The organism is Enterobacter chengduensis (assembly GCF_001984825.2).
In the GTDB taxonomy this organism is placed as follows: Bacteria; Pseudomonadota; Gammaproteobacteria; order Enterobacterales; family Enterobacteriaceae; genus Enterobacter; species Enterobacter chengduensis.
This window is the reverse complement of the sequence record NZ_CP043318.1, coordinates 138,970-160,070: the sequence shown is the minus strand read 5'-3', so window position 1 is coordinate 160,070 and position 21,101 is coordinate 138,970. Positions and strand designations below refer to the sequence as shown.

The window sequence follows — 21,101 nt, the reverse complement described above, 5'->3', positions numbered from 1 at the left end:
GATTAGCGCTCCAGCGTGTTTTTATCAGCAGCGGGCTGTGCCGCTGCCAGCTTTTGTTCGAGTTCGGCCACGCGTTTGGCCAGCGCATCCATACCCGGAACCTCATCAGGCTTTGTGATGTGGTTCTGCATACCCCAGCCGCGATCTTCGCGGTACAGCGTGGCCCAGATCCACAGAAACGGCCAGATGGCATGGAGCGTAAACAGGCTAATCCAGCCTGCCGTATGAATGGCATCGGCATGCGGATGGTTACGCTTTTTGGCCATGTTATAAGGAATGTCATGAATAGCGATGATTCCGTAAAAGAGAACCAGAAATACAAAAATCAATACGCCCAGCGCAAAATAGTTGAGAAACATATTCTCCTCACTTAAACAACGTCAACTCATTAAATTAATAGAATGGTATGCAGCCTAATTAATTTATATAAACACGAACTTGTGCTTACTATTTCAGAGCCGGGGAGTATCGTTTTTAATAATATCTCCGCGCAAGTTTATAAGCGTGTCAAAATATATCCTGAATAATAAAAGACGTAACCTTACAATATGAGCGTAATCCAGGTTTATCCTTTTTGCCATACGACATTCGTGACGCATTTTTTTAGCTTTTCGTGTGACGTTAATCCTGGCCCATGTCCGCAATGCAGAGTTTGCTGGCGATCGCAGCCAGAGAAATCTGCATAAAAATATTTTGTGAAATCAGTCACAATCCAGAAACAAACACACCAGAGCAAAACGTGACAACAGTCACACAAAAGGGTGGATTTTGCTTTTTTTCTCGCCATCGTATTTTTTTTGCCCACCAATTTTGTGAGTGAGATCACTTCATTGATATCCGCACCCCCTACCTTTACGTGACACGTATCACACAATTTTACCCCGTCTGGACAGTTGAACGATTCAGTGCCAGATTTCACAGCATCAGAACAGGGTCCGGCTACCTCTGCCGCCTCATTAACAATAAACCTCGGGCCGCAAGCCTAAGCGTAAACAGAAGAAGGGGTGTTTTATGTCATCCGATTTCAAGATCAAAGTTCAAAGCTTTGGTCGTTTCCTCAGCAACATGGTGATGCCAAATATCGGCGCGTTTATCGCGTGGGGTATTATCACCGCATTGTTCATTCCGACAGGGTGGTTGCCTAACGAAACGCTGGCGAAACTTGTTGGCCCAATGATTACCTATCTCCTGCCGCTGCTGATCGGTTTCACCGGTGGTCGTCTGGTAGGCGGTGACCGTGGTGGCGTTGTGGGTGCCATCACCACAATGGGTGTGATCGTCGGTGCGGATATGCCGATGTTCCTCGGCGCCATGATTGCCGGTCCTCTGGGCGGCTGGGCGATTAAGAAATTCGACGTCTGGGTTGACGGTAAGATCAAATCCGGCTTCGAAATGCTGGTGAACAACTTCTCTGCGGGCATCATCGGGATGATCCTCGCGATTCTGGCGTTCCTCGGCATTGGCCCTGCGGTTGAAGTCCTGTCCAAAATTCTGGCGGCGGGCGTTAACTTCATGGTGGCGCACGACATGCTGCCGCTGGCCTCTATCTTCGTTGAACCGGCGAAAATCCTGTTCCTCAACAACGCCATCAACCACGGCATCTTCTCGCCGCTGGGCATTCAGCAGTCTCACGATCTCGGCAAGTCCATCTTCTTCCTGATTGAAGCGAACCCGGGTCCGGGTATGGGCGTCCTGCTGGCGTATATGTTCTTTGGTCGCGGCAGCGCGAAACAGTCTGCTGGCGGTGCGGCGATCATCCACTTCCTGGGCGGTATCCACGAAATTTACTTCCCGTACGTGCTGATGAACCCGCGTCTGATCCTGGCCGTTATCCTCGGCGGCATGACCGGCGTGTTCACCCTGAGCGTGCTGGGCGGCGGTCTGGTCTCCCCTGCTTCTCCGGGTTCTATCCTGGCGGTACTGGCGATGACGCCAAAAGGGGCGTACTTCGCGAACATCGCGGCCATCTGTGCGGCCATGGCGGTCTCCTTCGTGGTCTCTTCTATCCTGCTGAAAACCAGCAAAGTGAAAGAAGATGACGATATCGAAGCGGCAACCCGTCGTATGCACGACATGAAAGCCGAATCCAAAGGCGCAACCCCGCTGGCAGCAGGCGATGTGTCTAACGACCTGAGCCACGTGCGTAAAATTATCGTTGCCTGCGACGCCGGTATGGGTTCCAGCGCAATGGGTGCCGGCGTGCTGCGCAAGAAAGTGCAGGATGCGGGCCTGACCAACATCTCCGTGACCAACAGCGCGATTAACAGCCTGCCGCCGGACGTTGACCTGGTCATCACCCACCGCGATCTGACCGAGCGCGCCATGCGCCAGGTGCCACAGGCACAGCACATTTCGCTGACCAACTTCCTCGACAGCGGTCTGTACAGCAGCCTGACCGAACGTCTGGTTGCCGCACAGCGTCACGAAGAAAACGAAGTGAAGGTGCGCTCCAGCCTGCAGGACAGTTTTGACGAGAGCAATGCCCACCTGTTCAAGCTGGGTGCGGAAAACATCTTCCTCGGTCGTACCGCGGCTACCAAAGAAGAGGCGATTCGCTTTGCCGGTGAGCAGCTGGTAAAAGGCGGCTACGTTCAGCCTGAATACGTCGATGCGATGCTGGAACGCGAAAAACTGACGCCAACCTACCTGGGCGAATCCATCGCGGTGCCGCACGGTACGGTTGAAGCGAAAGATCGCGTCCTGAAAACCGGCGTCGTATTCTGTCAGTATCCGCAGGGCGTGCGCTTCGGTGAAGAAGAAGACGACATCGCCCGCCTGGTGATTGGTATCGCCGCTCGCAATAACGAGCACATTCAGGTGATTACCAGCCTGACCAACGCGCTGGATGACGAAACGGTTATTGAGCGTCTGGCCAATACCACCAGCGTTGAAGAAGTGCTGGCGCTGTTGAACAAGTAGGTCCGTTCTCTTCCCTCTCCCCTCCGGGGAGAGGGCTAGGGTGAGGGGGAGAAAGCTCCTCACCCCAGCCCTCTCGGGTAAAAACATTGATGAAGGTTAACACTATGAAAGCATTACATTTTGGCGCAGGTAACATTGGTCGTGGCTTTATCGGCAAACTGCTGGCAGACGCGGGCATTACGCTGACGTTCGCCGATGTGAATCAGGTCGTACTGGATGCCCTGAATGCCCGTCATAGCTATCAGGTGCACGTGGTGGGCGAAAACGAGCAGGTTGAGACGGTATCCGGCGTCAGCGCGGTCAGCAGCATCGGTGACGACGTGATTGACCTGATCGCCAGCGTCGATCTCATCACTACCGCCGTGGGCCCGGTTGTACTCGAGCGTATCGCCCCTGCGGTCGCGAAAGGCCTGGCAAAACGTAAAGCGCAGGGTATCGACACCCCGCTGAACATCATCGCCTGCGAAAACATGGTGCGCGGCACCACGCAGCTGAAAGGCCACGTACTCAACGCGGTCGCTGAAGAAGACAAAGCCTGGGTTGAAGCGCACGTCGGGTTCGTGGATTCCGCGGTCGATCGCATCGTGCCGCCGTCAGAATCCGCCGCCAACGACCCGCTGGAAGTGACCGTGGAAACCTTCAGCGAGTGGATCGTCGATAAAACCCAGTTTAAGGGCGCGCTGCCGACCATTCCGGGCATGGAATTAACCGATAACCTGATGGCATTTGTCGAACGCAAACTCTTCACGCTGAACACCGGGCATGCTATAACCGCGTACCTCGGAAAATTGGCCGGTCATCAGACCATTCGTGACGCGATCCTCGATGAGAAGATCCGCGCGGTGGTAAAAGGGGCAATGGAAGAGAGCGGCGCGGTGCTGATCAAACGCTACGGTTTTGATGCGGATAAACACGCAGCATACATCCAGAAAATCCTCGGTCGCTTTGAAAACCCGTATCTGAAAGATGACGTTGAGCGCGTGGGCCGTCAGCCGCTGCGTAAGCTGAGCGCGGGCGACCGTCTGATTAAGCCGCTGCTCGGCACGCTGGAATACGGCCTGCCGCACGCCAACCTGGTGAAAGGCATTGCCGCTGCCATGCACTACCGCAGCGAGCAGGATCCGCAGGCGATTGAGCTGGCTCAGCTGATTGACACCAAAGGCGCGCAGGCTGCGCTGGCGCAGATTTCCGGTCTGGACGCCAACAGCGACGTGGTTGTGGAGGCGGTTAACGCATACAACGCAACCAAATGATGCACAGTGCGGCGCAGGTTAACCTGCGCCCAGATTATAGATTGTCAGATATGCAGGCAATAATGGAACAAACCCAGGCCTTTGAAAATCGTGTGCTTGAGCGTCTGAATGCTGGCAAAACCGTACGAAGCTTCCTGATTGCCGCCGTCGAGCTGTTAACCGAGGCGGTGAATATCCTGGTGCTTCAGGTGTTTCGCAAAGACGACTACGCGGTAAAATATGCTGTGGAACCGTTACTGGACGGCGATGGACCGCTGGGCGATCTCTCCGTGCGTCTGAAGCTGATTTATGGTCTTGGCGTGCTGAACCGACAAGAGTATGAAGATGCGGAGCTGTTAATGGCGCTGCGCGAAGAGCTCAACCATGACGGTAACGAGTACACGTTTACCGACGATGAGATCCTGGGGCCGTTTGGCGAGCTGCACTGCGTTACCGCGCTACCCCCTGCTCCGCATTTTGATAATAGCGATCCTGAGCTGTACGCGATGCAAAAGCTGCGTTATCAGCAGGTTGTCCGCTCCACGATGGTTCTCTCCCTGACCGAGCTGATTTCACGAATCAGCTTAAAAAAAGCGTTTCAGAAGTAAGCCTGCTCACATTGGTGTATCCTTCCCTGTAAATTCCCCGTTTTCAGAGTTATTTGTCATGAAAGAAGTCGAAAAGAACGAAATTAAACGCCTGAGCGACCGCCTGGATCTGATCCGTCACCAGATGGCGGGCCTGTCGCTGGTCGATTCCGCCGAGAAGTACGCCGAGCTGGAAAAAGAGGTTGCCACGCTGGAAACAGAAATCGAGCGCCTGCGCGAGGTGAAAGGCCAGAAGCTGAGCAAAGAAGCGCAAAAGCTAATGGGCATGCCGCACCGCCGTGCGATCACCAAAAAAGAGCAGGCCGACATGGGCAAGCTGAAGAAAAGCGTCCGTGGCCTGGTGGTGGTACATCCGATGACCGAGCTTGGCCGCGAAATGGGCCTGAAAGAGATGACGGGCTTTTGTAAGACCGCGTTCTGATTTCATGCCGGGTGGCGCTGCGCTTACCCGGCCTACCTTCCTCTTGTACCTTCACGTTAATTGGTCCAACCAATAGCGCAACCAATCCTTCCCTTGTTCACAATTCCATTATTTCCGCTCACAAAACCATTGCCAGCCCATAACATCTGATTAACCATTCATTGTCATTAACCCTACAACACAACATTGGCAGGACCACTTTTACACAGACTGTGACGCAGAGTTGAGCGGAGACTCACCCGCAGCGCAGGCTGTCTGGTCCCCAGGAGACCTGCATGAGCCTCTGGCAACAAAACTACGACCCGGCCGGTAATATCTGGCTGTCGAGCCTGATCGCATCGCTTCCGATCCTGTTCTTCTTCTTTGCGCTGATTAAGCTCAAGCTGAAGGGCTACCTCGCCGCGACGTATACCGTTGCCATCGCCCTGCTGGTGGCGCTGTTCTTCTACAAAATGCCGGTCGATCGCGCGCTGGCCTCCGTCGTCTACGGTTTCTTCTACGGCCTGTGGCCGATTGCGTGGATCATCATCGCGGCGGTCTTTGTCTATAAAATCTCGGTGAAAACCGGGCAGTTCGACATCATCCGCTCGTCGATTCTCTCCATCACGCCGGACCAGCGCCTGCAGATGCTGATTGTCGGCTTCTCCTTTGGGGCGTTTCTGGAAGGGGCGGCAGGCTTTGGCGCACCGGTGGCGATCACCGCCGCGCTGCTGGTGGGCCTGGGCTTTAACCCGCTGTATGCCGCGGGCCTGTGCCTGATTGTGAACACCGCCCCGGTGGCGTTTGGCGCGATGGGTATTCCGATTCTGGTGGCCGGACAGGTTACCGGGCTGGACAGCTTCGAGATCGGCCAGATGGTGGGCCGCCAGCTGCCGTTCCTGACCATTATCGTGCTGTTCTGGATCATGGCGATTATGGACGGCTGGCGCGGCGTGAAGGAGACCTGGCCTGCGGTGATGGTGGCGGGCGGTTCGTTCGCGATTGCCCAGTACCTGAGTTCAAACTTCCTCGGCCCGGAGCTGCCGGACATTATCTCTTCGCTGGTCTCGCTGGTCTGTCTGACGCTGTTCCTGAAGCGCTGGCAGCCGGTGCGTATTTTCCGCTTCGCCGACATGGGCGCCTCGCAGGTCGATCAAACCCTGGCGCGCACGGGCTATACCGCTGGGCAGGTGATCCGCGCCTGGTCGCCGTTCCTGTTCCTGACCGCAACGGTCACCCTGTGGAGCATCCCGCCGTTTAAGGCCCTGTTTGCGCCGGGCGGGGCGCTGTACGACATGGTGATTAATATTTCCGTGCCGTTCCTCGACAAGATGGTTGCCCGCATGCCGCCGGTGGTGCACGCCGCCACGCCGTATGCCGCGGTCTATAAATTCGACTGGTTCTCCGCCACCGGGACCGCCATCCTGTTTGCCGCGATCCTTTCCGTAGTGTGGCTGCGCATGAAGCCTGCCGCCGCGGTGCAGACCTTTGCGGCGACCGTTAAAGAGCTGATGCTGCCGATTTACTCCATCGGCATGGTGCTGGCGTTCGCGTTTATCTCCAACTACTCCGGCCTGTCATCGACGCTGGCACTGGCGCTGGCGCATACCAGCCACGCCTTCACCTTCTTCTCGCCGTTCCTCGGCTGGCTGGGGGTGTTCCTGACCGGGTCAGATACCTCGTCTAACGCCCTGTTTGCCGCGCTGCAGGCCACGGCGGCTCAGCAGATTGGCGTGTCGGACGTCCTGCTGGTGGCCGCGAATACCACCGGCGGCGTGACCGGAAAAATGATCTCTCCTCAATCCATCGCCATTGCCTGCGCGGCGGTGGGACTGGTCGGTAAAGAGTCGGATCTGTTCCGCTTTACCGTGAAGCACAGCCTGATATTCACCTGCATGGTCGGGGTGATCACCACCCTGCAGGCCTATGTCTTAACCTGGATGATCCCATGATAGTGATGCCCAGACGCCTGTCCGACGAGATTGCCTCTCGCGTGCGGGCGCTGATTGAAGAACAACAGCTGGAAGCGGGCATGAAGCTGCCCGCCGAACGCCAGCTCGCCGCCCAGCTTGGCGTGTCGCGCAATTCCCTGCGCGAGGCGCTGGCGACGCTGGTCAGCGAAGGGGTACTGGTGAGCCGTCGCGGCGGCGGCACCTTTGTACGCTGGCAGCATGACGACTGGTCCGAGCAAAACATCGTTCAGCCGCTGAAGACGCTGATGGAGAACGATCCGGACTACAGCTTCGACATCCTGGAAGCGCGCCACGCCATCGAAACCAGCACCGCCTGGCACGCGGCCATGCGGGCAACCGACGCCGACAAGGAGAAACTCGTCGCCTGCTTTGAGGCCACGCAAAGCAGCGACCCGGATATCGCCTCCCAGGCGGACGTGCGTTTTCACCTGGCGATTGCCGAGGCGTCGCACAACGTGGTGCTGCTCCAGACCATGCGCGGGTTCTTTGACCTGCTGCAATCCTCCGTGAAGCAGAGCCGCCAGCGCATGTATCTGGTCCCGCCGGTGTTTGCCCAGCTGACCGAACAGCACGAGGCGGTACTCAACGCCATTCTGGCCGGTGATGCCGAGGCCGCGCGCAAGGCGATGATGGCGCATCTCGGCTTCGTGCACACCACCATTAAACGATTTGATGAAGACCAGGCCCGACAGGCGCGTATTACCCGTCTGCCTGGCGACAGTGATATTTCCAGGGAGAACAAAGCATGATTATTTCAGCAGCCAGTGACTATCGCGCCGCGGCGCAGCGCATTTTGCCCCCGTTCCTGTTCCACTACATCGACGGCGGGGCGTATGCCGAATACACCCTGCGCCGCAACGTGGAAGATCTGTCTGAGGTGGCTCTGCGCCAGCGCGTGCTGAAGAATATGTCTGACCTGAGCCTTGAGACAAAGCTGTTTAACGAAACGCTCTCCATGCCCGTGGCGCTCGCGCCCGTAGGCCTGTGCGGCATGTATGCCCGCCGTGGCGAAGTTCAGGCCGCCGCCGCGGCGGATGCCAAAGGCATTCCGTTCACCCTCTCTACCGTCTCGGTTTGCCCGATTGAAGAGGTCGCCCCGACCATCAAGCGGCCAATGTGGTTCCAGCTGTACGTGCTGCGCGATCGCGGCTTTATGCGTAACGCGCTCGAGCGCGCCAAAGCCGCGGGCTGCTCCACGCTGGTCTTTACCGTTGATATGCCAACCCCCGGCGCGCGCTATCGCGACGCGCACTCCGGCATGAGCGGCCCAAACGCCGCCCTGCGCCGCTACTGGCAGGCGGTGACGCACCCGCAGTGGGCGTGGGATGTGGGTCTGAACGGACGTCCGCACGATCTGGGCAATATCTCGGCCTACCTCGGTAAACCGACCGGGCTGGAAGATTACATCGGCTGGCTGGCGAACAACTTCGATCCGTCCATCTCCTGGAAAGACCTGGAGTGGATCCGCGAATTCTGGGATGGCCCGATGGTGATCAAAGGGATCCTCGATCCGGAAGATGCCCGCGACGCGGTGCGGTTTGGCGCAGACGGGATTGTGGTCTCAAACCACGGCGGACGCCAGCTTGACGGGGTACTCTCCTCCGCACGCGCCCTGCCGGCCATCGCCGATGCGGTGAAAGGCGATATCGCCATCCTGGCCGACAGCGGGATCCGCAGCGGGCTGGACGTGGTGCGCATGATTGCGCTCGGCGCCGACAGCGTGCTGCTGGGACGCGCGTATCTGTACGCGCTGGCGACGGCGGGTCAGGCAGGCGTGGCGAACCTGCTTAACCTGATCGAAAAAGAGATGAAGGTGGCGATGACGCTGACCGGCGCGAAGACGATTAGCGAAATCAGCAAAGACTCTCTGGTGCAGGAGTTAAGCAAATTACCGGCGGCGCTGGCTCCGCTTGCTCAGGGAAACGCGGCTTAAATCTCCCCGTCGTTAACCCCTCTTTCTTACGCGTCCGATCTCCCCCTCGGGCGCTTTTTTTTGCCGAAAATAACATCCAGATAACATATTGGATAAGAAAATTTGACATCCACCTGCCGTCCGCAATTGTATAGACAAGCAAATACAAGAACACAAAAACAACATCACATCGAAGGGGAGCGTATGACGTATTCAGGCAAGGTGGATATTCAGCAGGTAATCGATGAGAGCCCCTTTTCGGGGTTTCACTGGCTGCTCATTGTGCTGGGCTTTCTGGTTCTGGCGATCGACGGCTTTGATACGGCGGCAATGGGCTACATCGCGCCTACGCTGTCGGCGGAATGGGGGATCCACAAACAGGATCTGGGCCCGGTGCTGAGCGCGGCGCTGCTGGGGCTGTCGCTGGGTGCGCTGGTCGCCGGTCCGGTATCGGACCGGATCGGACGCAAGCGCGTGCTGGTCTTTTCCTGCCTGTTCTTCGGTCTTGCAAGCCTGGGGACGGCCTGGGCGCAAAGCCTGAATACCCTGACGCTGTGGCGCTTTCTGACGGGCCTGGGGCTCGGTGCCGCCATGCCGAACGCCATCACGCTTATCTCCGAGTTCGCCCCCCAGCGCTGCCGCGCCATGGCGATTAATACCATGTACTGCGGCTTCCCTCTCGGTGCGGCGGGCGGCGGGGCGATCTCGTCCTGGCTTATCCCCCACCACGGCTGGCGAAGCGTGCTGCTGACCGGCGCGATTGCCCCGCTGATTTTAACGCTGCTGCTGGCGCTGCTGTTGCCGGAGTCGGTGAAGTTTCTGGTGCAGCGCGGGAAGGACGTCATGCAGGTCCGCCGAATTGCCAGCCGCTTCGCTCGCAGCACCCTGGAGAGCGTCACGGGCTTTTTCCTGGCGGAAGAGAAAGTCGCCTCTAAAAAAGGGAGCGTGGCGCAGCTCTTCTCCATGCCCTGGCTGCCCGGCACACTGATGCTGTGGGTCACTTACTTTATGGGGCTGGTGATTTACTACGTCCTGCTGAGCTGGATGCCGACCCTGATGCAGGGGATGGGCTATGCCCTGGCGGAATCCGCCTGGCTCACCTCGCTGTTCACCTTCGGGGGCACCGCCGGCATTCTGCTTGCAGGCTGGATGATGGACCGCTGGGAAGCGCACAGGGTGGTTGCGTGTGGTTTCGTGCTTACGATGGGCCTTATCCTGCTACTGGGCATTGAGCATAACCATATCGCCCTGTTTGGCGGGCTGATCTTCCTGATGGGGATCGCGATGAACGGCGCGCAGTCGGGCATGCAGACCCTGGCCGCCACCTTTTACCCTACCGAGTGCCGCGCGACGGGCATCGCCTGGATGCAGGGCATTGGCCGCTTTGGCGGCGTGGCGGGCACCATGACCAGCGCGCAGCTGCTTTCCATGCAGTGGCAGGCAGACAGTATTTTAATGATCCTCAGCGTGCCCGCGCTGGTGGCCGCGGCGGCAACCGTCTACAAAATGCTGTATAGCCGCTCGCAGGAGCCCGGCGTCGCGTAGTTCCGCTCTTTTCTGCTATTCTGCCCCCGCAATTAAGGGGGCAGCATGCTTAACATCGTTTTATTCGAACCAGAAATTCCGCCGAACACCGGCAACATCATCCGCCTGTGCGCCAACACCGGCTTTCGCCTGCACATCATTGAGCCGATGGGCTTTACGTGGGACGACAAGCGCCTGCGCCGCGCGGGGCTGGATTATCATGAATTTACCGCCGTGGTTCGCCACCGCGACTACGACGCGTTTCTGGAAGCCGAGCAGCCGCAGCGCATGTTCGCCCTGACCACCAAAGGCACGCCAGCGCACAGCGCCGTAAGCTATCAGGCAGGTGACTATCTGATGTTTGGCCCGGAAACCCGCGGCCTGCCGGCCACGATTCTGGATGCCCTGCCCGCCGAGCAGAAAATTCGTATTCCGATGATGCCGGACAGCCGCAGCATGAACCTGTCGAACGCGGTGTCGGTGGTGGTATATGAAGCCTGGCGCCAGCTGGGGTATCCCGGCGCCGTATTAAGGTAGGCCCGGTAAGCGCAGCGCCGCCGGGCAAAATCTCAGATGCCGTCACCATACTCAAAGGTATGGTGAATGCCGTTGAAGTGCTGATCCATATCCATGGACGGCTTATCGCTGTCTGGCTTACCGACGATGCGCGCCGGTACGCCAGCGGCGGTGGTGTGCGGCGGCACCGGTTGGAGCACAACCGACCCTGCGCCAATCTTCGCGCCGCGTCCGACTTCGATATTGCCGAGGATTTTGGCTCCCGCGCCAATCATCACCCCTTCACGAATTTTCGGATGGCGATCGCCGCTGGTTTTACCGGTACCGCCAAGGGTAACCGACTGCAGGATCGAGACGTCATCTTCAATCACCGCCGTTTCACCCACAACAATGCCGGTGGCGTGGTCGAGCATGATCCCACGGCCAATTTTCGCCGCCGGGTGAATATCGACCTGGAAGGTCACGGAAACCTGGTTTTGCAGGAAGATCGCCAGCGCGCGGCGGCCTTCATTCCACAGCCAGTGGCCGATGCGGTAAGCCTGCAGGGCGTGGAAGCCTTTCAGGTACAGCAGCGGCGTAGAATATTTATCGACCGCCGGGTCACGGGTGCGCACGGCCTGGATATCACAGGCGGCAGAGGCGATCATTTCCGGGTCAGCGGCGTAAGCCTCTTCCACCACTTCACGAATGGCGATAGCAGGCATGATTGAGGACGCCAGCTTGTTGGCAAGCATGTAGCTTAGCGCGCTGCCGAGGTTTTCGTGCTTGAGTAGCGTTGCGTGGTAGAAACTGGCCAGCATAGGCTCGCAGTCGGCCAGCGCCCGGGCTTCGGCTTTTATATTGTTCCAGACGATATCCAGTTCTTCACACGGCATTGCTTACTCCAGACGATAGTTAATGACCAGCCAGTTCTGCGCTGGCTGGGTCATTCAGGTGACAACGTTTCCGACTAGTTACTGCTGCGCTCGTCCTTGCGCGCACGACCTAATAAGGTCAATGCTGCCTCGCGCGCATTTTTTCCGCAATACAATACCTGATAAATTTCCTCGGTTATTGGCATTTCGACACCAAAACGGTGCGCCAGCTCGCGGACTTCTTTGGTATTGCGGTAGCCTTCAACCACCTGACCAATCTTCTCCTGCGCGCCTTTTACATCGCTGCCCTGTCCGAGCATCATGCCAAAGCGGCGGTTACGAGACTGGTTGTCGGTACAGGTCAGCACCAGATCGCCCAGGCCCGCCATCCCCATAAAGGTGGACGGATCGGCACCCAGCGCTTCGCCCAGGCGCGACATTTCGGTCAGCCCTCGAGTGATCAGCGCCGTACGGGCGTTGGCACCAAAACCAATGCCGTCGGACATCCCGGCACCAATCGCAATCACGTTCTTCACCGCCCCGCCCAGCTGCACGCCGATAAAATCGGGGTTGCTGTAAACGCGGAAGCTCTTGCCGCAGTGCAGCAATTGCTGGAGATCGTCGGAGAAGGCCGGATCGGTTGAGGCCAGTGAAATCGCCGTCGGCAGGCCAGCGGCCAGCTCTTTGGCAAAGGTCGGGCCGGAAATGACCGCCAGCGGGATCGCATCGCCCAGCGCTTCGCGGGCAACGTCCTGCAGCAGACGTCCGGTTTCGGCTTCCAGTCCTTTTGTCGCCCAGACAATGCGCGCATCCGGGCGCATCAGCGGCTTAATCTGACGGAGCACGTCGCCGAAGACATGGCTCGGCACCACAATCAGAATGTTGCGGCTGGCCGCCAGCGCGGTCGCGAGGTCGCTTTCAAGGTGCAGGGAGTCAGGGAACGGAACGTCCGGAAGAAACGCGACGTTGCAACGATCGCGCTGCAGCGTGGCGATATGTTTTGGGTCGTGGCCCCACAGGACCACGTCGTGACCATTTCTTGCCAGCGTGATGGCAAGAGCGGTGCCGTATGAACCGGCACCGATCACAGTCATTGACGCATTAACAGTGCTCATCAGGCATCCTGATGTTGTTCAGCACCTTCGCCAGCCTGCTGCTGCAGATAGTTCATGAACAGCGCATCAAAGTTCACTGGCGCAAGGTTCAGTTGCGGGAATGTACCGCGGGAAACCAGGCTGGTGATGCATTCACGCGCATACGGGAACAGAATGTTCGGGCAGTACGCGCCCAGGCAATGCGCCATCTGGTTGCCTTCAATACCGCCGATAGAGAAGATACCGCCCTGCTGAACTTCACACAGGAAAGCCGTTTCTTCGCCCAGAGAAGCGGTGACGGTCACACGCAGCACGACTTCATACACGTCATCCGCCAGTTGGGTAGATGCGGTATCCAGATCAAGTTTAACCTCTGGCTGCCAATCTTTCTGGAAAACGTGTGGCGCATTTGGCGCTTCGAAAGAGACATCTTTGGTGTAGATACGCTGGATCTGGAAAGTCATCTCGGTGTTGTTTTGTTCTGACATGGAAATACCCTTTTTAATTGTCCTAAAGTCTCTTAGCCCAGCAGCGGATCGAGTCCACCACGGGCGTCGAGCGCATACAAGTCATCACAGCCGCCAATGTGCTGCGCATCAATAAAAATCTGTGGAACCGTCGTACGGCCACTACGTTGAATCATCTCTTCGCGTTTGATCGCGTCACCGTCGATCGGCAGCTCCTGGAACGTAACGCCTTTGCTGTTCAACAGCGCTTTCGCACGATGGCAGAACGGGCACGTCGCTTTGGTATAGATCTCAATATGGGCCATGACTGAACTCCTTATTTACCGCGCACCAAAGGAAGATTTTCCCCGCTCCAGCCGGAAATACCTTCTTTCAGCACCGTTACGTTTTCGAAGCCTGCTTTATGAAGCGCGCTGGCAGATTCCTGTGCCTGCATGCCGGTCGCATCCACAACGATAATCGGCTGGGCTTTGTGCTTTTCAAGCTCACCGACGTTGTTCGCTTTGATTTCCGCTGGCAGCAGGTTGATTGCGCCCGCAATGTGACCTTTACGGAAATCGTCACGCTGACGCAGATCGACCACGACGGCATCTTCTTTGTTAATCAGACGCGTCGCTTCACCACGGGTGATAACCTTAATCTTAGACGTCAGGCTCTTAAATGTGGTGGACAGCACAGCAGCCAGCAGGCCAATCCACGCGATGCTCAGAACCGGATGGCGGCTAACGAATTGCATAATTTCTTGCATGGAGGGTAACTACTCCCGACTAAGTGATAAAAAAACCAGGACAGGAGTATACCTGTGCGTTCTGGCAAATACAGCCAGCGACCCTAACCTAATCCATTTTCTGCGGCATGCCACCTAAAAAAATGCCTCAAAATGGTCTGGTCAGCACCTTGCCTCCGCGCTTTCTTTGATCTTCTGCGGCTATTTGATCGATTCAGCTGTAGTAAAATTACGCAAATTTTGACTCTTGAGCATGAGGTTGTCGCAATGTCGGTTTCTAAAAAACCTATGGTACTGGTGATTCTGGATGGCTATGGCTACCGTGAAGACAGCCAGGATAACGCTATTTTCAACGCCAAAACCCCGGTCATGGATGCGCTGTGGGCGAAACGTCCGCATACGCTGATTGACGCGTCTGGCCTGGAAGTGGGCCTGCCGGACCGCCAGATGGGCAACTCCGAAGTCGGTCACGTAAACCTGGGTGCCGGGCGTATCGTGTATCAGGACCTGACGCGTCTGGACGTTGAAATCAAAGAACGCACCTTCTTCTCCAACCCAACGCTGACTGGCGCGGTTGATAAAGCCGTTGCCGCTGGCAAGGCCGTTCATATTATGGGCCTGCTCTCTGCCGGCGGGGTTCACAGCCACGAAGACCACATTATGGCGATGGTTGAACTGGCCGCTGAACGCGGTGCGGAAAAAATCTATCTGCACGCCTTCCTGGACGGTCGCGATACGCCACCGCGCAGCGCAAAAGGCTCTCTGCAAGCCTTCGAAGAGAAATTCGCCGCGCTGGGTAAAGGCCGCGTCGCTTCCATCATTGGTCGTTACTACGCCATGGACCGCGACAACCGCTGGGATCGCGTTGAACAAGCCTATGACCTGTTGACCCTGGCAAAAGGTGAATTCCAGTTCGCGACCGCCGTTGAAGCCCTGGAAGCGGCTTATGCACGTGATGAAAACGACGAATTCGTGAAAGCCTCCGTGATTCGCGCTGAAGGCCAGGCCGATGCCGCCATGGAAGACGGCGACGCGCTGATCTTCATGAACTTCCGCGCTGACCGCGCGCGCGAAATCACCCGTGCGTTCGTCAACAGCGACTTCGACGGCTTCGCCCGCAAGAAAGTGGTAAACCTCGACTTCATCCAGTTGACCGAATATGCGGCAGACATCAAAGCCCCTTGCGCGTATCCACCCGCCTCGCTGGCCAATACCTTTGGCGAATGGATGGCGAAGAACGACAAAACGCAGCTGCGTATTTCCGAAACGGAAAAATACGCGCACGTGACCTTCTTCTTTAACGGCGGCGTTGAAGAACCGTTCAAAGGCGAAGACCGCATTCTGATCAACTCCCCTAAAGTGGCCACCTACGATCTGCAGCCAGAAATGAGCTCTGCCGAGCTGACGGAAAAACTGGTTGCGGCGATCGAGAGCGGTAAGTACGACACCATTATCTGTAACTACCCTAACGGCGACATGGTCGGTCATACCGGGGTGATGGAAGCGGCGGTGAAAGCGGTCGAAGCGCTGGACCACTGCGTTGAGCAGGTGGCGAAAGCGGTTGAATCCGTTGGCGGCCAGCTGCTGATCACCGCGGACCACGGTAACGCTGAACAGATGCGCGACCCGGCGACCGGCCAGGCGCACACCGCCCACACCAACCTGCCCGTTCCGCTGATTTATGTGGGTGATAAATCACTGAAAGCAGTGGAAGGCGGCAAGCTTTCTGACATCGCGCCAACCATGCTGTCGCTGATGGGTATGCCGATCCCTGAAGAGATGACTGGTAAGCCGCTGTTCATCGTGGAATAATCGCTCCCCATGAGGGGAAAGGCGATTTTTTCAATCACATGGGTCGTGAAGCCGCTTAGGTTATCAGTCAGGCCTCTGTTTTACGCCAGCGCGCTCAGCGCTGGCGTATTGCTGTGCGCCGCATCCGCCCACGCGGATGACCGCGACCAGCTGAAATCCATTCAGGCCGATATCGCCGCCAAAGAGCGCGCGGTACGCCAGCAGCAACAGCAGCGCGCCGCCCTGCTCGCCCAGCTTAAGCAGCAGGAAGAGGCCATCTCCGCCGCCACGCGAAAACTTCGTGAAACGCAAAATACCCTCGCCCAGTTGAATAAGCAGATCGACGAGATGAATGCGTCAATTGCCAAACTGGAGCGCCAGCGTGATGCGCAGGAGCGCAACCTTGCCGCTCAGCTAGATGCCGCATTCCGTCAGGGTGAACATACCGGACTCCAGCTGATCCTCAGCGGTGAAGAGAGCCAGCGTGGCCAGCGCCTGCAGGCCTACTTTGGCTACCTCAACCAGGCACGTCAGGAGACGATCGCGCAGCTGAAGCAGACGCGTGAAGAGGTCTCCACGCAAAAAGCCGAGCTGGAAGAGAAGCAGAGCCAGCAGCAAACGCTGCTCTACGATCAGCAGGCCCAGCAGGCAAAGCTTGAGCAGGCGCGCAACGAGCGTAAGAAAACTCTTTCCGGCCTTGAGTCCTCCATTCAGGAAGGCCAAAGCCAGCTGAGCGAAATGCGCGCCAACGAATCAAAACTGCGTAACAGCATCGCCCGTGCGGAAGCGGCGGCGAAAGCGCGCGCCGAAAAAGAGGCTCGCGAGGCGCAGGCCGTTCGCGACAAGCAGCAGGAAGCGTCCCGCAAAGGGACGACCTACAAGCCAAGCGAGAGCGAACGTTCCCTGATGTCGCGTACCGGCGGTTTGGGCTCTCCTCGCGGTCAGGCTTTCTGGCCCGTTCGCGGTTCAATTCTGCATCGCTATGGCGAACAGCTGCAGGGTGAGCTACGTTGGAAAGGGATCGTTATCGGCGCGTCTGAAGGTAGCGAAGTGAAAGCCATTGCCGATGGCCGCGTGATTCTGGCCGACTGGCTGCAGGGTTACGGCCTTGTGGTGGTGGTCGAACACGGTAAAGGCGACATGAGCCTTTACGGCTACAACCAGAGCGCGCTGGTCAGCGTTGGCACGCAGGTGCGCGCGGGCCAACCCATCGCCCTTGTGGGCAGCAGTGGCGGTCAGGGCCGCCCGTCACTCTATTTCGAAATTCGTCGCCAGGGTCAGGCGGTCAATCCACAGCCGTGGTTGGGAAGATAAGTTTTGCTTCAATTTCGTCGATTCGTTTTCTCCGTCGTCAGCGCGCTGGCGCTGGCTGCACCGGTATACGCAGGTAAACTCGCCATCGTGATTGATGACTTCGGTTATCGTCCACATTATGAAAATCAGGTGCTGGCGATGCCGTCGGCCATCTCCGTTGCCGTCCTTCCGAATGCCCCTCATGCACATGAGATGGCGACCAAAGCCCACAACAGCGGGCACCAGGTGCTGATCCACCTGCCCATGGCGCCGCTCAGCAAGCAGCCGCTGGAGAAAGACACCCTGCGCCCGGATATGAGCAGCGATGAGATCGAGCGCATCATACGCGAGGCGTACAACAAAGTGCCTTATGCCGTGGGCCTGAACAACCATATGGGCAGCGCGATGACGTCCAGCCTGTACGGGATGCTCAAAGTGATGCAGGCGCTGGAGCGTTACAATCTCTACTTCCTCGACAGCATGACCATCGGCAACAGCCAGGCGATGCGTGCCGCTCAGGGTACGGGCGTCAAGGTGATTAAGCGCAAGGTGTTCCTGGATGATACCCAGAACGAAGCCGATATCCGCATGCAGTTTAATCGCGCGGTACAGCTGGCCCGCCGCAATGGCTCAGCCATTGCTATCGGTCACCCGCACCCGTCTACCGTTCGCGTCCTGCAGCAGATGCTGCCGACCTTGCCTGCGGATATCACGCTGGTGCGTCCGAGCGATCTGCTCAATGAGCCGCAGGTCGATACGTCTCGCCCGGGTAGCGCACAACCACCCGCAACGCAGCCGCGTAACCCGTTCCGCGGCGTGAAGCGCTGTGCACCGAAGCAGCCGCCAGAACCGGTCTATGCGACCCGCTTCTTCTCTGTGATTGGTGAAAGCGTGAGCCAGAGTACGCTGGTGCAATATTTCCAGCATCAGTGGCAGGGATGGGGTAAGAAAGCCTGACGCTTATTTCGCAATCTGAGAGTCCGTCTGCTCCCGGGCGGCGGACTCGCGTTTATCTTGATACTGATACCAGGCTTTGAAATATTTTAAAAAACTGTACAAGGTGGCATAGAGTCCCGTCACCACCCCAACTTTTCCCTGCCGCCATGCCCCGCTAAACAGATACCATTTAAAGAAAGCTCCAATAGCACTCGCCACACCACGTGCGATTGACGGCCTGAGCGTCTGATTTTTTACGACTCGGGTGGTATAGACATTTAGCTTATTTAACACTTCATGTAGGGAATAAAATGTGTCGTGCCGAACATGGCCTGGTATGCGCGTTACTTGCGCCGCACCTATCGCCTTATCATCCACTGGTCGATTGTTAAATCTGGCGTACTGACGGTTGAACAATCTTAATGGGAAATCTGGAGAAGAAATCGGATAGATGGTTCGCGTTCTCTCTCCTAAGACATACCAGTAACGTGAAAGGCTCCAGCCGCAATCAGCAGGAGGCTCCTCTCCAGACTTTAACCCCAAGATATACTGAACGGTTTCCTCATCAAGAATTTCATCACTGTCCATACATAACACCCAGTCGTTAGATGACCGGGAAATAGCAATATTCATCTGCTCGCCGTGCATTGCATACGGATGAAATATTGGCGTAATGGCAAATTCCTTAAGGATGACTAACGTCTCATCTGAACTACCAGAATCTACAACAATAAATTCATCTGCAATCCTGATTAACGGAGTTAAAACCTTATGTAATAATCGAGCAGAGTTATATGTCAAAAGACATACGGTTAATTTAAACATGTGGTCTCCTGAACTCAGTCAAGTCACTCCTGACAAGATAGTTCCTGCTATCACTGTTGTCACTTCCGGATCTGTATCTTATTTGTTATTTTTCAAGAAAAAGCATGCATGCCTCACGTTGATCAATAAAAACTCTGTGCTGCGTTGATTGCCTCAGAAAAATGACGGGGGTCAAAGAGCAATAGAACTCATTAAGTCATTGTTTAATAATAATAAAATTATCGCCGCTCAGCTCTATTTCCGCAGTCTTTTCTTTTCGGTGGCGTTAAGATTATACTACCCACAGTAAAATGCTTAATTTGGCTTAGCGTGGTTATGAAAAAAATAATTGGTTATTTCAAGGAAATTAACAGACAGCGAAACTATAAAACGAAAGAACTAAAAAGACGGCTAAAGTTACTTTCATTATCACGACAACTACAAGATAAGCGAAAAGAAAAAATTGACGTATCCAGCGTTAAGAAAATCCTTTTCCCTTTCGTTGATCTTGGAATTGGCGATGCGGTATGTCACACGGGAATCTGGCGTAACCTGAAAGATGCAGGCTATCAACTTCAGGTCATCGTTGAAGAGCGAAATCGCGATCTCTTCGAAAAAATGACGGATATTGATGAAGTTTATGTTGTCGATATCAACAATATCAAAGCAATGAAAGATATCGAGACAGACCTTGTGATAAGTCATTATTCATGGATGAAAAGGAAGGAATTATTTAATACCCAAATTTTAGCGAAGATCCATTATAAATATGCGATTGGATTTGGTGGCTGGCTGGAAAAGCCTTATAACTTAATGCTGCCTATCAGTTGTGAGTTTCATATAACCTATCCACAAAAGAAAATTCTTAACGCCCTTAACGTTAAGCCAGAATTCCTTCGTTACTCGTTACCTGTTTTACCAGAACATGAGGATTTCATAGACAATTATCTACAGCCGCATTCAGGAAAAAAGATCGTTGTGCTTAACCCATTCGCGAGCGTCGCGGAACGGAGTCTTTCGCAACCTCAACTGGAAAAACTGGCGAATGATATTGCGCAGTACCCGGATGCTCAAGTCTTTATCATTGGTGAAGGTAAAAAACTGGCGGATCTTACTTTCGATGATGAGAAAATTACTGTGTGTCGCTTTAAATCGCTTTGGGATGCCATCACGCTGATTAAAAAAGCCGATTTGGTGGTCTCCGTTGATACAGCCATCGTTCATATCGCCTGCGCATATGACAAAAAACTCATTGCCATCTATTTTTCGATGCTGCTGGATCACAATAAAAACTTTGAGGGCAATACTATTTTCTCACCTGTTGGTGAGAACTCAGAGCAGCTGATTTATGATAAGCGCCACAATAAAATTAACATTGATGATATTTCATCAAAAGTACTGAGTAAACTTAATTAGAGGGGTTATCCTAACTAATAAAGAGCCTCAGGACTGAGGGATCCCCAGAAACATCATTAGTACACCATGATAATGTTTCGATAGGCCCTCGCTATATCGGCATATACCCTGTCGGGGTTCATCCCCGACAGGAGCCCCGCGACTGCCGCATGACATTAATGACCTGCTTATTTTTGCCGATGGCGACAGCCATCTGATCGAGAAAGGCATTTTGCACGGCAGAGTTGTTCTGGTAGCAGGAGGACATAACCTTACTCATCCGATGGTTAGCTCTGCCATCACACAACAGGCTTGCCCGCAAAACACTGAGTTCGGATGAAGGATAGCCACTCCAGTCCACGTCAATGACACAAAATGAAAGGCTGTGCATAAAGCGGGATATAAGTTGCTGATAGACGGAGGGAATATCACTGCACATGAGGCCGCTGTTGAGGTGCCGTTCAACACGCTTAATCTTGTGCTTAACAGGTGAAGGGACTGGCTGAAAAGTTTATGACAAACTTGTGAAGCAGGCATAGAGGAGTGTTCTTACTTTTCATAGCCTGCTTTATTGGGAACATTTATAATCTTGTCACTATATTTTCGCGGTTTGCGAATATTCACTTTATCAGCAGAAAAATAAACATTCTGTTAAT

General features: G+C 55.6%; 20 protein-coding genes and 1 pseudogene. 13 read left to right on the top strand and 8 right to left on the bottom strand.

Going from position 1 to position 21,101, the window contains the following annotated elements; genetic code table 11:
- Positions 1 to 2: 2 nt before the first annotated feature.
- A complete protein-coding gene (locus FY206_RS00780; protein WP_032644441.1) occupies positions 3 to 359 on the bottom strand; it encodes a DUF3302 domain-containing protein in 357 nt (118 codons plus the stop codon).
- A 652-nt stretch (positions 360 to 1,011) separates the two neighbouring features.
- Between FY206_RS00780 and FY206_RS00775 the strand changes: the two genes are divergently transcribed.
- From FY206_RS00775 to trmL, 9 genes are all read left to right on the top strand, one after another.
- Positions 1,012 to 2,919 carry a PTS mannitol transporter subunit IICBA gene (locus FY206_RS00775; RefSeq protein ID WP_032644440.1) on the top strand — a complete coding sequence of 636 codons (1,908 nt, stop codon included), beginning with the start codon at positions 1,012 to 1,014 and terminating at the stop codon, positions 2,917 to 2,919.
- 104 nt (positions 2,920 to 3,023) lie between these two features.
- Complete coding sequence (gene mtlD, locus FY206_RS00770; protein WP_045890258.1) at positions 3,024 to 4,172, top strand: mannitol-1-phosphate 5-dehydrogenase; 1,149 nt, start codon at positions 3,024 to 3,026, stop codon at positions 4,170 to 4,172.
- A complete protein-coding gene (mtlR, locus tag FY206_RS00765) occupies positions 4,169 to 4,759 on the top strand; it encodes a mannitol operon repressor MtlR (RefSeq protein ID WP_032644438.1) in 591 nt (196 codons plus the stop codon). Before mtlD ends, mtlR begins: the two co-directional genes overlap by 4 nt.
- Before the next feature lie 58 nt (positions 4,760 to 4,817).
- Positions 4,818 to 5,180: a YibL family ribosome-associated protein gene (locus tag FY206_RS00760; RefSeq protein ID WP_032644437.1), complete on the top strand. Its 363-nt coding sequence runs from the start codon at positions 4,818 to 4,820 to the stop codon at positions 5,178 to 5,180.
- 275 nt (positions 5,181 to 5,455) lie between these two features.
- Complete coding sequence (gene lldP / locus FY206_RS00755; protein ID WP_032644436.1) at positions 5,456 to 7,111, top strand: L-lactate permease; 1,656 nt, start codon at positions 5,456 to 5,458, stop codon at positions 7,109 to 7,111.
- Positions 7,108 to 7,881: a transcriptional regulator LldR gene (gene lldR / locus FY206_RS00750; RefSeq protein ID WP_032644435.1), complete on the top strand. Its 774-nt coding sequence runs from the start codon at positions 7,108 to 7,110 to the stop codon at positions 7,879 to 7,881. Before lldP ends, lldR begins: the two co-directional genes overlap by 4 nt.
- Positions 7,878 to 9,065 carry a quinone-dependent L-lactate dehydrogenase gene (lldD, locus tag FY206_RS00745; RefSeq protein ID WP_077064256.1) on the top strand — a complete coding sequence of 396 codons (1,188 nt, stop codon included), beginning with the start codon at positions 7,878 to 7,880 and terminating at the stop codon, positions 9,063 to 9,065. The genes lldR and lldD overlap by 4 nt, the downstream gene beginning before the upstream one ends.
- Positions 9,066 to 9,248: 183 nt before the next feature.
- Complete coding sequence (locus FY206_RS00740; RefSeq protein WP_032644433.1) at positions 9,249 to 10,589, top strand: MFS transporter; 1,341 nt, start codon at positions 9,249 to 9,251, stop codon at positions 10,587 to 10,589.
- Between the two features lie 45 nt (positions 10,590 to 10,634).
- The gene (gene trmL, locus FY206_RS00735) at positions 10,635 to 11,105 is read left to right on the top strand and encodes a tRNA (uridine(34)/cytosine(34)/5-carboxymethylaminomethyluridine(34)-2'-O)-methyltransferase TrmL (protein WP_032644432.1); all 471 of its coding nucleotides are present in this window, start codon (positions 10,635 to 10,637) and stop codon (positions 11,103 to 11,105) included.
- A gap of 32 nt (positions 11,106 to 11,137) precedes the next feature.
- Here the strand turns inward: trmL and cysE are convergent, their stop codons facing one another.
- The 5 genes from cysE to FY206_RS00710 all read right to left on the bottom strand — a co-directional run bounded on the left by cysE (position 11,138) and on the right by FY206_RS00710 (position 14,247).
- A complete protein-coding gene (cysE, locus tag FY206_RS00730) occupies positions 11,138 to 11,959 on the bottom strand; it encodes a serine O-acetyltransferase (RefSeq protein ID WP_008502718.1) in 822 nt (273 codons plus the stop codon).
- A 74-nt stretch (positions 11,960 to 12,033) separates the two neighbouring features.
- A complete protein-coding gene (gene gpsA, locus FY206_RS00725; protein ID WP_032644431.1) occupies positions 12,034 to 13,053 on the bottom strand; it encodes an NAD(P)H-dependent glycerol-3-phosphate dehydrogenase in 1,020 nt (339 codons plus the stop codon).
- Positions 13,053 to 13,520 carry a protein-export chaperone SecB gene (gene secB / locus FY206_RS00720; protein ID WP_003860835.1) on the bottom strand — a complete coding sequence of 156 codons (468 nt, stop codon included), beginning with the start codon at positions 13,518 to 13,520 and terminating at the stop codon, positions 13,053 to 13,055. The genes gpsA and secB overlap by 1 nt, the downstream gene beginning before the upstream one ends.
- A gap of 32 nt (positions 13,521 to 13,552) precedes the next feature.
- Positions 13,553 to 13,804: a glutaredoxin 3 gene (gene grxC / locus FY206_RS00715; RefSeq protein ID WP_032644430.1), complete on the bottom strand. Its 252-nt coding sequence runs from the start codon at positions 13,802 to 13,804 to the stop codon at positions 13,553 to 13,555.
- A gap of 11 nt (positions 13,805 to 13,815) precedes the next feature.
- Positions 13,816 to 14,247, bottom strand: coding sequence for a rhodanese-like domain-containing protein (locus tag FY206_RS00710; protein WP_032644429.1), 432 nt, complete (start codon positions 14,245 to 14,247; stop codon positions 13,816 to 13,818).
- A 246-nt stretch (positions 14,248 to 14,493) separates the two neighbouring features.
- On the opposite strand from FY206_RS00710, the gene gpmM reads away from it, so the two are divergent.
- Genes gpmM through FY206_RS00695 form a run of 3 tightly spaced genes read left to right on the top strand, consistent with a single transcriptional unit; the run spans position 14,494 to position 18,267 of the window.
- Positions 14,494 to 16,038, top strand: coding sequence for a 2,3-bisphosphoglycerate-independent phosphoglycerate mutase (gene gpmM, locus FY206_RS00705; protein ID WP_032644428.1), 1,545 nt, complete (start codon positions 14,494 to 14,496; stop codon positions 16,036 to 16,038).
- Positions 16,039 to 16,071: 33 nt separating this feature from the next.
- Positions 16,072 to 17,331 carry a murein hydrolase activator EnvC gene (gene envC / locus FY206_RS00700; protein ID WP_229267856.1) on the top strand — a complete coding sequence of 420 codons (1,260 nt, stop codon included), beginning with the start codon at positions 16,072 to 16,074 and terminating at the stop codon, positions 17,329 to 17,331.
- Between the two features lie 3 nt (positions 17,332 to 17,334).
- Positions 17,335 to 18,267, top strand: coding sequence for a divergent polysaccharide deacetylase family protein (locus tag FY206_RS00695; protein ID WP_032644426.1), 933 nt, complete (start codon positions 17,335 to 17,337; stop codon positions 18,265 to 18,267).
- Between the two features lie 3 nt (positions 18,268 to 18,270).
- Here FY206_RS00695 and FY206_RS00690 read toward each other — a convergent pair whose 3' ends face one another.
- On the bottom strand, positions 18,271 to 19,071 hold the full coding sequence (locus FY206_RS00690) for a glycosyltransferase family 2 protein (RefSeq protein ID WP_032644424.1): 801 nt from the start codon (positions 19,069 to 19,071) through the stop codon (positions 18,271 to 18,273).
- Positions 19,072 to 19,386: 315 nt separating this feature from the next.
- Here FY206_RS00690 and FY206_RS00685 point away from each other — a divergent pair, with 315 nt between their 5' ends.
- Entirely contained in the window at positions 19,387 to 20,466 is a 1,080-nt protein-coding gene (locus FY206_RS00685; protein ID WP_032644422.1) for a glycosyltransferase family 9 protein, read from the top strand.
- A 151-nt stretch (positions 20,467 to 20,617) separates the two neighbouring features.
- Here FY206_RS00685 and FY206_RS00680 read toward each other — a convergent pair.
- Positions 20,618 to 20,941 (bottom strand): annotated as a pseudogene (locus FY206_RS00680) (IS4 family transposase); the annotation flags it as partial.
- Between the last annotated feature and the right edge of the window lie 160 nt (positions 20,942 to 21,101).